11 protein-coding genes and 3 pseudogenes are annotated in these 14,044 nt (G+C 71.6%); 7 read left to right on the forward strand and 7 right to left on the reverse strand.

The annotated features are described in order from the left end of the window. Window positions 1–89: 89 nt before the first annotated feature. The 4 genes and pseudogenes from PV734_RS39895 to PV734_RS39910 form a co-directional block, all read right to left on the reverse strand. Entirely contained in the window at window positions 90–962 is an 873-nt protein-coding gene (locus PV734_RS39895; RefSeq protein ID WP_319294325.1) for a universal stress protein, read from the reverse strand. 5 nt (window positions 963–967) lie between these two features. Further along, a complete protein-coding gene (locus PV734_RS39900; protein WP_319294327.1) occupies window positions 968–1,990 on the reverse strand; it encodes a zinc-dependent alcohol dehydrogenase in 1,023 nt (340 codons plus the stop codon). Window positions 1,991–2,036: 46 nt separating this feature from the next. Continuing rightward, on the reverse strand, window positions 2,037–2,942 hold the full coding sequence (locus PV734_RS39905; RefSeq protein ID WP_319294412.1) for a universal stress protein: 906 nt from the start codon (window positions 2,940–2,942) through the stop codon (window positions 2,037–2,039). A 159-nt stretch (window positions 2,943–3,101) separates the two neighbouring features. Continuing rightward, window positions 3,102–3,311: pseudogene (locus tag PV734_RS39910) on the reverse strand (pyruvate formate lyase family protein); the annotation flags it as partial. A 204-nt stretch (window positions 3,312–3,515) separates the two neighbouring features. Here PV734_RS39910 and PV734_RS39915 point away from each other — a divergent pair. After that, window positions 3,516–3,980 (forward strand): cyclic nucleotide-binding domain-containing protein, encoded by a 465-nt coding sequence (locus PV734_RS39915; protein WP_319092907.1) that lies wholly within the window; start codon window positions 3,516–3,518, stop codon window positions 3,978–3,980. 73 nt (window positions 3,981–4,053) lie between these two features. Here PV734_RS39915 and PV734_RS39920 read toward each other — a convergent pair. Further along, window positions 4,054–4,218 (reverse strand): annotated as a pseudogene (locus PV734_RS39920) (MerR family transcriptional regulator); the annotation flags it as partial. Between the two features lie 830 nt (window positions 4,219–5,048). Continuing rightward, window positions 5,049–7,889: a cation-transporting P-type ATPase gene (locus tag PV734_RS39925; RefSeq protein WP_319294329.1), complete on the reverse strand. Its 2,841-nt coding sequence runs from the start codon at window positions 7,887–7,889 to the stop codon at window positions 5,049–5,051. 358 nt (window positions 7,890–8,247) lie between these two features. Between PV734_RS39925 and PV734_RS39930 the strand changes: the two are divergent. After that, window positions 8,248–8,385, forward strand: a pseudogene (locus PV734_RS39930) (VapC toxin family PIN domain ribonuclease); the annotation flags it as partial. Between the two features lie 88 nt (window positions 8,386–8,473). Here PV734_RS39930 and PV734_RS39935 read toward each other — a convergent pair. Next, window positions 8,474–8,668 carry a hypothetical protein gene (locus PV734_RS39935; RefSeq protein WP_319294331.1) on the reverse strand — a complete coding sequence of 65 codons (195 nt, stop codon included), beginning with the start codon at window positions 8,666–8,668 and terminating at the stop codon, window positions 8,474–8,476. Window positions 8,669–8,692: 24 nt separating this feature from the next. On the opposite strand from PV734_RS39935, the gene PV734_RS39940 reads away from it, so the two are divergent. The 5 genes from PV734_RS39940 to PV734_RS39960 all read left to right on the forward strand — a co-directional run bounded on the left by PV734_RS39940 (window position 8,693) and on the right by PV734_RS39960 (window position 14,019). Further along, a complete protein-coding gene (locus PV734_RS39940) occupies window positions 8,693–9,019 on the forward strand; it encodes a hypothetical protein (protein ID WP_319294333.1) in 327 nt (108 codons plus the stop codon). Between the two features lie 178 nt (window positions 9,020–9,197). Next, the gene (locus PV734_RS39945; protein ID WP_319092902.1) at window positions 9,198–9,458 is read left to right on the forward strand and encodes a hypothetical protein; all 261 of its coding nucleotides are present in this window, start codon (window positions 9,198–9,200) and stop codon (window positions 9,456–9,458) included. Window positions 9,459–9,554: 96 nt separating this feature from the next. Continuing rightward, window positions 9,555–10,211, forward strand: a complete 657-nt coding sequence (locus PV734_RS39950) for a PadR family transcriptional regulator (RefSeq protein ID WP_319294335.1) — start codon at window positions 9,555–9,557, stop codon at window positions 10,209–10,211. 203 nt (window positions 10,212–10,414) lie between these two features. Beyond that, window positions 10,415–11,155, forward strand: coding sequence for an ABC transporter ATP-binding protein (locus PV734_RS39955; RefSeq protein WP_319092900.1), 741 nt, complete (start codon window positions 10,415–10,417; stop codon window positions 11,153–11,155). Then, entirely contained in the window at window positions 11,152–14,019 is a 2,868-nt protein-coding gene (locus tag PV734_RS39960; RefSeq protein WP_319092899.1) for an FtsX-like permease family protein, read from the forward strand. Before PV734_RS39955 ends, PV734_RS39960 begins: the two co-directional genes overlap by 4 nt. Window positions 14,020–14,044 lie beyond the last annotated feature (25 nt).

Below are 14,044 nucleotides of genomic sequence, written 5' to 3' on the forward strand. Positions count from 1 at the left end.
CGCACGACCTCAGGGCTCTTGTCGAGAACCTGGTCGACGAAGTCGGGGTCCTGGTGCGGGAAGCCGCCGTGCCCCGGCGCTCGGCCGGCTCATCCCCGCTCGGGCACGATGACGACCGGGCAGGCGGAGTGGTGCAGCACTCCGTGGGTCACCCGGCCCAGCTGGAGCCCGTGGTGCCCGGGTCGGCGCCTGGCTCCGATGATCAGGAGGTCGGCGTCCCGCGAGGCGTCCACGAGCACGGTCCGGGTGTGGCCTTCGACCGTGCGGCGGTGTGCCGCGACGTCGGCGGGGGCGTCCTGGAGCGCCGTTTCCAGGGTCTCCACCGCCTGCCGCTCGTGCAGTCGGGCGGGTTCTCCGGTGAGGAGAGGATGGTCGGTGCTCTCGTGCGCCGGCCACCGCCAGGCCCGTACAGCGTCCAGCGGCACCCCGCGTCGCCGCGCTTCCTCGAAGGCGAAGCGCACGGCCGCCGAGCCCGCCGGTTTCTCTCCGACGCCCACGACGACGCGGCCGTGTGTCGCGGTCCGGGCCTGGTTGTCGTGGTTGCCGCGTATCACGATCATCGGGCACTGCGCGTGCCCGGCCACGGCGAGGCTCACGGAGCCCAGCAGCGCCTCGGCGAGGCCGCTGCGGCCACGGCTGCCTGTCACCAGCAGCGTGGCGCTGCGGCTCTCCCGCACCAGGGCGTACTCGGGTTCCTCGGGCAGTACGTCGGTGGAGACCTTCAGGTCGGGCCGGCGCCGGCGGGCGCGCCGGGCGGCGGTCTCCACGATGTCCTCGGCCAGCACCTGCTCGGACGGCTTGCCGACGTCCTGGGCGAGCGAGGTGCCCTCGTACCGCTCCCACAGCGACGCGTACACCACCCGCAGCGGCAGCCCGTGCAGTACGGCTTCGTCGGCCGCCCAGTCGACGGCCCGCAGGCTGGGCTCGGAGCCGTCGACTCCGACGACGACCGGGAGGTCCATCGTGCTCACCTTCCCGTACCGAGGTCGAAGACGATCCGGGCCCTGACCTCGCCGCGCAGCACGTCGGCGATGGACTCGTTTACGGCGGCCAGCGGCCGGGTCTCGCAGATGACCCTGGTGCGGCCGGCCGCGTGCAGCTGGAAGACCTCGGCGAGGTCCTGCCGGGTGCCGACGATCGACCCGATCACCGAGGTGCCGTTCAGCACGGTGTCGAAGACCGGGACCTGGATCGTGCCGTGCGCGGGCAGCGCCACCGCGACGAGCTTCCCGCCGCGCCGCAGGCCCGAGTTGACGGCCGTGAACGCGGCCTCGTTCACGGCCAGCGCTATCGCGGCATGTGCTCCGCCGTGCTGCCTGAGAACCTGGCCGACGTCGTCCTTGCGGGCGTCGATGACGAGGTCCGCGCCGAGTTCGGCTGCCAGTTCGAGTTTCTCGTCGGTGACGTCGATCGCGGCGACGGTCGCTCCGGCGATCTTCGCGTACTGCACCGCCAGGTGGCCGAGCCCGCCGATCCCGGAGATCGCGACGAGCTGCGCGGGCCGCACACCGGCGACCTTGATCGCCTTGTACGTGGTCACCCCGGCGCAGGCCAGCGGGGCGGCGTCCACGGCGTTCACACCATCGGGCACCGGCTGGGCGAAGTCCGCCCAGGCCAGCATCTTCTCGGCGTGCCCGCCGTCGCAGCCGTAGCCGGTGTTGATCTGCCGCTCGCACAGCGTCTCCCAGCCGGTCAGGCAGTGCTCGCACCGGCCGCAGGCCCAGCCGAGCCACGGTACGGCCACCCGCTGCCCGACGGACAGGTGGGTGACGCCGTCACCGAGCTTCTCGACGAGTCCGACGCCCTCGTGGCCGGGGACGAAGGGCGGGGCCGGCCTGACCGGCCAGTCGCCGTGGGCGGCGTGGATGTCGGTGTGGCACAGCCCGGACGCCTCGACGCGCACGCGGACCTGGCCGGGGCCGGGCTCGGGGTCGGGACGGTCCTCGATGACCAGGGGTTCGCCGAAGGCTCGGACGACCGCTGCCTTCATGATTGCTGCTCCTTGGGATGGGTGTTGGGGTGTTGTGGGTGGTGGGTCAGCCGTGGGAGACGACGGCGACCGGGGCGCTGGAGTGGTGCAGGACGGCGTGGGTGACGGAGCCGATGCGGGCGCCGAGCGGGCCGCGGCGGGGGCGACGGCCTACGACGAGCAGGGAAGCCTTGTGGGAGGCGTCGACGAGGTGGTTGGCGGGGCTGCCGTAGGGGCACTCCTCGGTGACGTCGGTCGCCGGGAACTTCTCGGTCCACGGGCGCAGGACCTCGGTGAGGGCGGTGGATTCGCGTACCGCCAGGGATCCGTGCAGTTCGAGGTCGATGGACAGGCCGTGGGCGTAGTGGGCCGGCGGGTTCCAGCCGTGCACGACGCGCAGGGAGGTGCCGCGGCGGGCGGCGGCGGCGAACGCGAAGCCGATCAGTTCGTCGTCGGGGTGCTCGATGTCGAGGCCGAGGACGACGGGCCGGAACGGAGTCGCCGCGGACGGAGAGCCGACCGGATCCATGTCGTGTTCGTCTGCGGCCTGTTCTCCGGCGCGGACGAACACGACCGGCCGGTCGGCATGTGCCAGGACGGACAGCCCGACCGAGCCGACCATGAACCCGCCGATCCCGCCCGGTGCGCGGGTGCCGAGAACGAGCAGTTCCGCGTCCTTGATGGCGCCGACCAGTACGTCGGCGGGCCGGCCGGAGAGCTGTTCGCCGGTCACGTCGAGGCCGGGATGGCGCAGCCGGAGCCCTTCGCTCGTCTCGCGGGGGATCCTCTCGGTCCGGTAGTGCTGCGTCTCGGCGCCGAGCAGCGGTGCCTGCGCCATGGGCGGCGGCACCGGCTCCCAGACCTGGACCAGCCTCAGTGGCAGGCCGAGCAGCTGCGCCTCGCGCGCGGCCCATTCGGCCGCGGCCCGGCTCTCGGCTGAACCGTCGAGGCCGACGGTGACGGTGCGGGGCATGATGCCCACCTCTCGGATCGGGGGTCCTGGGTGGGAGCCTCGTCCTCGGGCGGGTCGCCCGGCAGGGGCCGCAGGTCCCTGCCGGGGACCGAACGGCCCTGACACGTGTTCGGTGTGGCGGGCCCACCGACGAGCCCGCCGCCCTCCGGTCCGCCCGTCCGCGCTCATGCCCCCGATGGACTCGGTCACCCAGGTCGGATCACCGGAGAACAGCGCGTCGTACTCGGGGGTGCGCAGGAACCGTACGATCCGCAGCTTGATCACGAAGTCGTCGATCAGTTCCTGGGCGCGGCTCTCGTCGATCAGCCCTGCCTCCAGGTCCCGCTGGAGGCAGACGTCCAGGAAGGTGGAGGTGCGGCCCAGCGACATCGCGGCGCCGTCACAGCTCGCTCCTCCACCGAATGGGCCGTCTCACGTACTCATGGAACAGCCGAGGCGCCGGCGCCGCAGCATGCCGGAAGTCCCCTGCTCGGAGCCGAGTGGCCCGGCCGATGGACCGGGTGGCCCATGGGCTGCCGCCGGGCGCCGGGCGCACGCTGGTCATGACAGCCCACGTCCATCGGGAGGCACGCCATGATCACCGCCCCCACGTCCAGCATGTCGCGCGCGCTGCCTGCCGAGCACCGACTGCGGCTCATGCGCTTCGCCCACGAGGTCTCCTTCCCGCAAGGGACGCGCCTGTTCGAGGAGGGCAGCCGGGCCGACCGGTTCTGGATCATCCGCACGGGCACGGTCCAGCTCGACATGCATGTGCCGGGCCGCCGAGCGGCAGTCATCGAGACCCTCCGGCACAACGAACTCGTCGGTGTGTCCTGGCTGTTCAGCCCGCACGCCTGGCACCTGGGCGCCGAAGCGACGACCCCGGTGCGGGCGTACGAGTTCGACGCCGCAGCCGTCCGCCTGATGTGCCAGGAAGACCCGGCCATCGGCAGCACCGTCGCCCAGTGGGTCGGTGACGTGCTCGCCCACCGTCTCCGCTCCGCCCGGACCCGACTGCTGGACCTGTACGCCCCGTACGGCGCCGATGGCCGGGTCTGAGCGCGCAGGGCTCAGCCGTCTCAGGCCGTGGGCGTCAGGTTCGCCGATTCGACTGCGCGGCGGTGTTCGGTGTCGATGCGCGGCGGTGTCCGCCTGCGGAGCGCGGCGGGGTGATGAGGCGGGCTTCGCCGATGGTGCGGAGGAAGCTTTGGGTGGTGCCGAGGAGCTCGGCGGCCCGGCCCATGGTGTAGGCGGGGTAGTCGTCGTCGAGTCGGCCGTAGGAGTCGTCTGCTGTCATCGCACCTCGCGTGGAACGCGTGGAGGGGCCCTGGTGCCATTGGCACCAGGGCCCCGAAGGAACTGCTACACCATCTGCCGGCCCTGGTAATGCGCCGGCCTTCTGTTTCCGCAGACCCGACCGGAATGCTGTCGGGGATGCTGGGATCGCGGTTGCTCGACCGGAGACCACCTTGCTTTCGATGTCCTGCGGTACCCGGACTCAAGACGTCCGCCCGGGCGATCCTGATGGCGCTCGGCCCCTCCGTTCTTCCCTCTGGGATCAATCACTTACCTACTGAGCGGGTACTGCGTACTGCTGGTGATGCGAACTGCTGGTAGTGCGTACTGCTTTCGGCAGCCAGCCCCGTCGCCCGTCCTGCGTCTGCTCTGGCTTGGAACCCCACCGCCGAACCTCCCGGTGCGCGCGTCCGCAGCCGACGCCTTCACCGAGGTACTACTCACCGACTTCACTGCTGAGTACCGCGAACCGCACTTACGCGTACCGCTCACGGCGGCCCCTGATCACTGCGGGCCACCCGGTCCGGTCGTCAGCCCCGTCGCCCGTCCTGCAACAACCCCGGCTTCGGAACTCCACCACCGCACCGTCCTGCAACTGCACTACTGCTGCCCGCCAGTTCGTGTCTGCCGGGCCCTGCTGTCTCTCTCGGCTACGAGAGAAACCATAACCAGGCCAATCACCGAATGTCTACTCCGGCCAACATAGATTTTCGTGCGTTCGACAGCGAGGTAATCCCCCTCGAACAGCGGCAGAGCAGAACAGGGCAGAACAGGGCAGGGCAGGACCAGGATCGGTTCGAGGCGGGTGGGGCCGAGTACTGATGCCGCTACTCACCCTGCGTGTTCTGCCGTACGCCACTCTGAGAGGCGTGATGTCACGGACGTGTCGAGCGTCGCGTCCCTTGTCGCGTCGCGATGGCGGCGGACCCGGCGGAGGACTTCGTCGGCGCCCCAGACGATGAGCGGGAACGGTGCGACGACCGCGAGCTGAGCGGGGCTGAGGGCCGCCGTGCCGAAGATGTGCTGGAGGGGCGGCGCGTACACGACCGCCGCGGTGAAGGCCAGCTCGAAGGCGATGCCCCACAGGAGCAGGCGGTTGGTCCAGACGCCGACGGTGAACAGGGAGGCGCGGTCGGTGCGGGCGGCGAACGCGGTGCCGATCTGGCAGGCGACGATGCCGACGAACGTGATGGTCGTCGCTTCCAGGTACGCCTGGTGCAGAGGGGTACCGCTGCCTGTGGGGTCTCCTGGACTCCAGCCGGCGTGCCAGAGGGTGAAGAGGTAGCCGCCCATGACCAGGGCCGCGGAGATGGTGCCCAGGAACGCCCAGGCGCGGAAGAGGAGGGCCCGGTCGATGACTCCCGTCCCGCGTGATCGAGGCGGGCGGGACATGAGTCCGGGTTCGGCGGGTTCGCGTCCGAGTGCGAGCGCGGGGAGTGTCTCGGTGCCGAGGTCGATCGCGAGGATCTGCAGGACGGTCAGCGGCAGCGGGATGTGACCGCCGGAGAGTGCGAAGACGAGGAAGGGGACGACCTCGGGCACCGCGTGGGCGAAGATGTAGAGCACGAACTTGCGGACGTTGTCGAAGACGCGTCGCCCCGCGTCGACCGCGGAGACGATGGTGGCGAAGTTGTCGTCGGTGAGCACCATCGTGGCTGCTTCACGGGCCACGTCCGTTCCCGATTTACCCATGGCGACACCGATGTCGGCGTGGCGCAGGGCGGGAGCGTCGTTGACGCCGTCTCCGGTCATCGCGACCACCTCGCCCCGCGCTCGCAGGGCTTCGCAGATGCGCAGTTTGGCCTCTGGTGAGGTGCGGGCGAAGACGATCTCCTGGCGTCGCGAGAGCAGTTCGTCGAGGTCGTTGTCGCTCATCCGGTCCAGTACGTCGCCTGCGAGGACCGGGCTGCCGACCTGGCCGATGCCGACCTGGCGGGCTATCTCCGCGGCGGTGAGTCCGTAGTCGCCGGTGATGACGTGGATACGGATTCCGGCCAGGTGCGCGTCCCTGACGGCTTCGGCGACGCCGTCACGTGCGGGGTCCGCCATGGCGATCAGGCCGATCAGGGTCAGGTCGGATTCCGCCGCCGACCGCTCTGCCGGTGCCTGCTGCCCGTCGGCCAGGACATGGCGGGCGATGGCGAGGACCCGTAGTCCCGAGGCCGCGTAGCCGTCGATGGTGGTACTCAGCTCTCCGCGCAGGGCGTCGTCCAGTTCGACGCTCTTGCCCTGCGGGTCGAGGAGGTGGGTGCAGCAGGGCAGGACGGCTTCGGGGGCGCCGTTGGTGTGGATCGTGGTGGCGCCCACTCCGTCGTTCACGGTGGACATGCGCTTCAGGTGGGCGTCGAAGGGGAAGATCGTGCGGCGGGCGGCCTTGCGCCGGGCGGGTACGACGGCGACGCCGAGGTCCTCGGCCAGGCGGAGGATCGCCAGTTCGGTGGGATCGCCGCTGCCCTGAGGCTGCGCCGGTGTGGGGGCCTCCGCGGTGGTGCAGGCGGCGGCGCTCGCCGCCAGGAGGCCCGCCCGCGGCTCGTTGACGGCCTGGTCCGCGTCCGTCTCGCCGCCCGCCAGCCACAGCCGGGTGACACGCATCCTGTTCTCGGTGAGGGTGCCGGTCTTGTCCGTGCAGATCACGGTCGTCGATCCCAGGGTCTCGACTCCCGAAAGGCGTTTGACGACGGCTCCGCCGGCCGCGAGTTCCCGTACTCCCGCGGCGAGGGCCAGGGTGATGGTCGGCAGCAGCCCTTCGGGGACGTTGGCGACGATCAGTCCGATGGAGAAGCCGATGGCCGCGCTCCAGCCCAGCCCGGCGGCGACTCCGATGGGCAGGAAGGCCGCGCCGATCGCGACGGCGACGACGGCGATGATCCAGGTGGCCCGCCGCACCTGCTTCTCCAGGGGACTGCGTTCGGTGTGCACGCGCTGGGACAACGCGGCGATGCGGCCCAGCTCGGTGTGCATACCCGTCCGGGTCACGACCCCTTCCGCCTCGCCGCCGATGCAGGTGGTGCCGCTGAAGACCAGTTCGTGTGCCTCCAGCAGGGAGCCGGTCGGGTCGGACGGCTCGGGCGAGCGGGTCACCGGAAGCGATTCGCCGGTGAGTGAGGACAGGTCCAGCGTGAGGGTGCCCTCGATGATCCGCGCGTCGGCGCAGACCCGGTCGCCCTCGGAGACGACGAGGATGTCGCCGGGCACGAGGTCCCTGGCCGCGATCTCGCACCGCACCCCGTCGCGTACGACCCTGGCGGTGGGCGGCAGGAACGCGGCCAACGCCTCCACGGCCCGCTCGGCCTGCATCTCCTGGACGAAGGCGAATCCGGCGTTCAGGAGGATCACGGCCACAACGGCGACCGAGAGCGCCGGTGTTCCTCCGGCCCATGCCAGGACCGCCGCGAGGGCCAGCAGGACGGCCAGGGGCTGGGTGAACTGGGAGAGCAGCTCGCCCGGCCAGCGCCTGCCGCCGGACCGGGTCAGCACGTTCGGGCCGTAGACCAGTTGTCTGCGGGTCGCCTCCCGGCTGGTGAGGCCCGAGGGGGAGGTGCGCAGGTCACGGAAGAGTTCCGCCGGCTGCCGCCGCTCGTCGGCCTCCTCCGCGTTGTCCGCCTGCCCTGCGTTGTCAGGCTCATCGGGCGGGTGGGCTTCTCGCTCATCGGTGTGTGATGACCGGGTCATGAAGGGCCCTTCCCGGAAGGAACATGCGTCAGATGGTGCGGATGCGCCTCGAAGCCATTGCCTTCAGGGCCAACGCGCCACGAGTGGTCGGCCGTTGACAGAGCCGGCTTGCGCGACGGACAGCTTCACGCTACGCACCCTCGCCGAAACCACGGCCGGCCATGCGGCCCTACCTCCAGGGCCGCATGGCCCTTTCGACTCCGGCTGCTCGCCGCGGGGCCGGCTCCCCGCCACCACGGACCGAACTGAACCGCCCCGTCCGCCCGCCTTGCACGTGAGCGGAAGCGAGGGGCGACCGCGGCTGCTGCCGAACTCACTCGTGGCCTGCTCTCCGGAACGCCTGAAACGAAGGTGCTGTGCCTTGGCGGTGGACCTCGTCATCGCCGCTGCAGCGGCTCACCACGGCCTGGTTGTCCTCCACGACGACGCCGACTACGGCACTGTCGCCCGGCACGCATCCGACCTGACCGAGCACTACATCCACGACATCGTCTGAGGTGTTTCACCGCCCGACAGGTTGTGGAGTTGTCCTCACTGTCAGGCGAAGGTGGGGAACGGGACTGACGAGCTCGGCTGAGGAGACGTCACCGGTCGAGATCCGCGTACTCCGTCTCGGGCACGCCGATGTCCGAGAAGATGGCCCACGCCTGTCGCCTCATCAGTTCGGCGGCGGCGCCGTCGGTCTTCCGGTGGGCGCGGGCGAGTGCCAGGAGGGTGCGGGCCTCGCCGAGTCGGTGGCTGGTCTCGCGGTGTACGGCTAGGGCCTCCCGGCCGAGCAACCCGCACAACCGAAGGGGATCCGCGTGACCGAAGTGGAGTTGGTGGCCACCGCGTTGGCCACGGGGGCGGCGGCCGGACTCACCGACACCTCACGAGGAGTCGTCCACGACCTCCACGCTGTGCTGAAGGAGGCGGTCCGCCGACGGTTGTCCGGTGGCGGCGACGGCGTACGGGGAGGCTACGGCGTACGGGTGCTTCACGCGTACGAGACGGACCCCGATGTGTGGCGGACCCGGCTGCTCCAGGTGCTGGCCTCCGGGCTGGAGATGGACGAGGAGATCCTCGGGGCGGCCCGCGCAGTGCTCCGCGCGGAAAGGAGGAAAGGGCACATCACCGCGGTCGTCGGTTGATGAGGCACACGTACGACATCGCGTGTGGGCGGCGCGGGAACCGACCGCGGTTGCGACTCCACATGGAGATCTACGCGGGCCAGGGAGCCGACGGGCTCGCGCACCGTCGGCGGGGGAGGGCCGGGAGCGGCCCGGCCGACCGGCCGACCCCTCCGGTTCGCCGTCCTCCACGAGCCCGGTGAAGCCCGCTCGTACTAAAACGGCAACAGAGGAGGAGCCCGCCGAGGAGTCGGACGAGGGGGTCGAGGTGGTACCCGAGACGGACGCCCCGGCCGCCGAGAGCTCGCCCGCCAAGCTGTCGGCGGCCGCTCACCGGACCGGCACCGAGGTCCCCCTCGACCTCTCCGACCGGCGGATTCCCGTGTTCGCACTGGGTGTGGGGCTGGCCCTGGTGGGCCTCGGCATCGGCTTCCTCGGGGTGCGGACGCGCCGCCGCTGAGCGGCTCGCGACGGCCCGGGTCCCCCTTGAGTCGGACCTCCGGCGTCCGTCTCAGGACCCTTGTCCACGCGGACTTACTCGGTATACATACTCAGTATGTCCATCCGCCACGGGCTTCTCGCCCTCCTCGAACACGGCCCGCGCTACGGCTCACAGCTCCGTACGGAGTTCGAGTCCCGCACCGGCTCCACCTGGCCGCTCAACGTGGGTCAGGTCTACACGACGCTCAGCCGTCTCGAACGTGACGGCATGGTCGTGCAGGACGGCGAGGACGAGGCCGGCCACCCGCTCTACGCGATCACCGACAGCGGTCGCGTCGAACTGCGCAGCTGGTTCGAGAACCCCGTCGACCGCACCAGCCCGGCCCGTGACGAGCTGGCCATCAAGCTGGCCATGGCCGTCGGGGTGCCCGGGGTCGACATCCGTGACGTCATCCAGTCCCAGCGCCGGCACACCGTGAAGGCCATGCAGGACTACACCCGGCTGAAGGCGCAGGCCCTCACCGCCGTGGAGACGAACGGGGCCCGGGAGCGGGACGACATCGCCTGGCTCCTCGTCCTGGAGCAGCTGATCTTCCAGACCGAGGCCGAGGCGCGCTGGCTCGACCACTGCGAGTCCCGGCTGATCCGTCTCTCGTCGACCGCCCCGGCGGCGGGGCCGGAGCCCGCCTCGCCGGGGGCGGCAGCGGGAGCGGCAGGGACGGGGGCGCGGGCGGGGGCCGGGGCAGAGGGGGCCGCACGCCACCGCCCGTGATGTCCGCCCTTCACGACCGGCCCTGAGTACCCGGACGACCGGATCCACCGGGCCGACCGAGTCCACCGGCTCCACCCGACCCACCCGTAGCACCTGACCACTCCGAACCACCCGACCAAGCCCATACCGTACGCACGGCGCCGCAACGACCGTCCGTCGCACCGACGTCCGGCCGCTCGTCGGCGTACGCCCGAGGGGGAACCATGTCCACACAACAGCAGCAGCCCGTGCTGAGTCTGCAGAACCTGACCCGCGTCCACGGCTCCGGCGCCACCGAGGTGCACGCCCTGCGCGGCATCGACCTCGACGTCCACCCCGGTGAACTCGTCGCCGTCATGGGCCCGTCGGGCTCCGGCAAGTCCACCCTGCTCACCATCGCCGGCGGCCTCGACAACCCCACCTCCGGGCAGGTCTTCGTCGAGGGCACCGACGTCACCACCCTCGGCATCAAGGGGCTCGCAGCCCTGCGCCGCCGCAGCATCGGCTACGTCTTCCAGGACTACAACCTCATCCCGGCCCTCACCGCCGCCGAGAACGTGGCCCTGCCCCGCGAACTGGACGGCATATCGGCCCGCAAGGCCCGCACCGAGGCCCTCGCCGCCCTCGCCGAGATGGACCTCGGCCAACTCGCCGACCGGTTCCCCGACGAGATGTCCGGCGGCCAGCAGCAGCGCGTGGCCATCGCCCGTGCCCTCGTCGGCGACCGCCGGCTCGTCCTCGCCGACGAGCCCACCGGCGCCCTCGACTCCGAGACCGGCGAGTCCGTGCTGGCCCTGCTGCGCTCCCGCTGCGACGCCGGAGCCGCCGGCGTCATGGTCACCCACGAGCCGCGGTTCGCCGCCTGGGCCGACCGGGTCGTCTTCCTGCGGGACGGCGCCGTCGTCGACCAGACCATACGCAGCGACGCCGACTCGCTCCTGACCGGCCGGGCGGCCCACCAGTGACGACCTGGTTCCACTCCTGGCGGGCCGCGGTCCGCATCGCCCGCCGTGACGCCTGGCGCTCCAAGGGCCGCAGCTTCCTCGTCCTCGCCATGATCGCGCTGCCGATCCTGGGCGTGAGCGCCCTGGACCTGACCCTGCGCAGCGCCGAACTCACCCCCGAGCAGCGGATGGAGCGCACCCTGGGTGCCGCCGACGCGCGCTTCTCCGACGCCCGGACGGCCGGCGTGGCCATCCTGCAGGACCCCGTCGGCGAGCAGCACACCCCGGCCGGGGACTACGACTCGCCGGGCAAGTCCTGGCCCGACGGCCCGACCGATGTCACCAGGACCATCCCGGCCGGTTCGACGGTGCTGACCGAGAGCAGTGGCACCGCCAAGCTGACCACCAGGCACGGTCTGCTCCAGGCCGAGGTCCGTGAGCTGGCCGCCGCCGATCCCGTCGCCCGGGGCATCATGCGACTGCAGGAGGGCCGCTTCCCCGAGAAGAACGACGAGATCGCCGCGACCACCCGGTTCCTGGAGAGCAGCGGGCTGTCCGTCGGCTCCACCCTCACCGCCCGCGGCTTCGACCGCACCTATGTGATCAGCGGCTCGTACGAGCTGCCCAGCGACCTCACGACACAGCAGGTCAACGCCCTGCCGGGGGCCTTCCTCGCGCCGTACGCCAAGGCGGTCGAGAAGGCCGGACTGCCGAAGCCCGACGTCTCCACCACCTACCTGGTGAAGAAGTCCGGTGGTTTCACGTGGAACACGGTCCAGGCGATCAACGTCAAGGGTGTCGTGGTCACCTCGCGCGCCGTGGCCCTCGACCCGCCCGCCGACTCCGACGTGCCGCTCTACCAGAAGGAAGGCTGGGCGAACTACGAGAGCAGCGGGGGCGCCGACGCCGCCGCGCTCGCCGCCGTGGGCACGGTCGTCGGCCTGGCGATGCTGGAGATCTGCCTGCTCGCCGGTCCCGCCTTCGCCGTCGGCGCCCGTCGTTCCCGCCGTCAGCTCGGCCTGGTCGGCGCCAACGGCGGTGCCCGCAGCCACATCCGGGCCATCGTGCTGAGCGGCGGCCTGGTCATCGGCGTCGCGGCGGCCCTGGTCGGCACGGTCCTCGCCCTGATCCTGACCTTCGCCCTCAGGCCGCTCCTCGAGGACTACATGGGGCAGCGGTTCGGCGGCTTCACCGTCAAGCCGCTGGAACTGCTCGCCATCGCCGCGCTCGCCGTTCTCACCGGCCTGCTCTCCGCGATCATCCCGGCCGTCACCGCCTCCCGGCAGACCGTCCTGGCCTCCCTCACCGGCCGTCGCGGCGTGCGCCGCAGCAACCGCGTGCTGCCGCTGATCGGCTTCGGCGCTGTCCTGCTCGGCGCGGCCATCGCCCTGTACGGCTCGGTCGTCTCCGACCAGTTCATCCTGGTCGCGGGTGGCTCGGCCATCGCCGAGCTGGGTGTGGTCGCCATGACGCCCGCCCTCGTCGGCCTGTTCGGCCGGGCCAGCCGCTGGCTGCCGCTCTCGCCGCGCCTCGCCCTGCGGGACGCCGTCCGCAACCGGGGCCGTACGGCACCCGCAGTCGCCGCCGTCCTGGCCGCCGTCGCGGGCACCGTCGCCGTCTCGACGTACGCCGCGAGCCAGGACGCCCAGAGTCAGGCCGAGTACCGGGCCAGCCTGCCGTACGGGGCCGGCGCCGTGCTCGTCACCGAGGAGGGAGGCCGGGACGTCCCCGCGGTCCGCGACGCCGTGCAGCGGACGCTGCCCGTCGACGTCCGCGCCGACGTGTTCCGGATCGCCGTCGGCAAGCCCGGCTGCGCCCCGTACGGCGAGGGCGAGGGCTGTGGCCGCTTCGAGGTCGTCACCCCGCCGGCCAACGAGTGCCCGCTGTGGGTCAGCACCCCCGACGGCTCCGACCCGGCGGAGAAGTACACCAAGGAGCAGCGGCGCGCGCTCGCCAAGGACTGGCGCTGCCTCTCGCGCGACGGCAACGGCATCTACGTCGATGGCGGTCTCCTCATCGCCGACGCCCCGCTCCTGAAGGTCCTCGGCATCGACGACCCGGGCGCGGCCAAGGCCCTCGCCGACGGAAAGCTCCTCAGCTTCCACAAGCCCCAGGTCGACAGGAACGGCACCGTCGGCATCAAGCTGATCACCGACCTGAAGGCCGCCGACCGCGCCGCCGAGCAGAACAAGCCGGTCCCGGGCGAGCTGAAGTCCTTCCCCGCCTACCAGGTGCCCGGCTCGCCCGACTCCTACGGAGTGCAGAGCGTGCTCAGCCCCGCCGCCGCCAAGGCCGCCGGACTGACCACCGTCCCCCTCGGCGCCTTCTTCAGCACCGACCGGATGCCCAGCACCGAGCAGCGGCAGAAGCTCGACGCCGAGATCGCCAAGCTCGGCAGCAACGTCGAGCTGACCGTGGAGCAGGGCTGGGTCGACGAGAACGGGCTCGTCCTGCTCGCGCTGACCGTCTTCGCAGGCCTGGTCACCATCGGTGCGGCCGGCATCGCCACCGGTCTCGCCCAGGCCGACGCGGAGGCCGATCTCAAGACGCTCGCAGCGGTCGGCGCCCCGCCCCGGGTGCGCCGCATGCTCAGCGGCTTCCAATGCGGTGTGGTCGCCGCGATGGGTGTGGTCCTCGGCTCGGCTGCCGGTGTCCTGCCCGCGGTCGGGCTGCGGCTCACCGAGGAGCGCGAGCAGACGCGCTTCTACCAGGACGCTCTCGACAATGGCTGGGTCGGCGCCGGTGACGCCCCGCCGTACGTGCCGATCGTCGTCCCCTGGGAGACACTCGCCGCCCTCCTGGTGGCCGTGCCCCTCGGCGCCGCCCTGCTGGCCGCGCTGGTGACCCGCTCGCGCGGGGCGCTGGCCCGCCGCGCCGCGCACTGAGCCTCCGTTGCCGGACCGTGCCCCT

The sequence above is a fragment of the Streptomyces sp. AK08-02 genome (genome assembly GCF_033795085.1).
Lineage (GTDB): Bacteria > Actinomycetota > Actinomycetes > Streptomycetales > Streptomycetaceae > Streptomyces > Streptomyces echiniscabiei.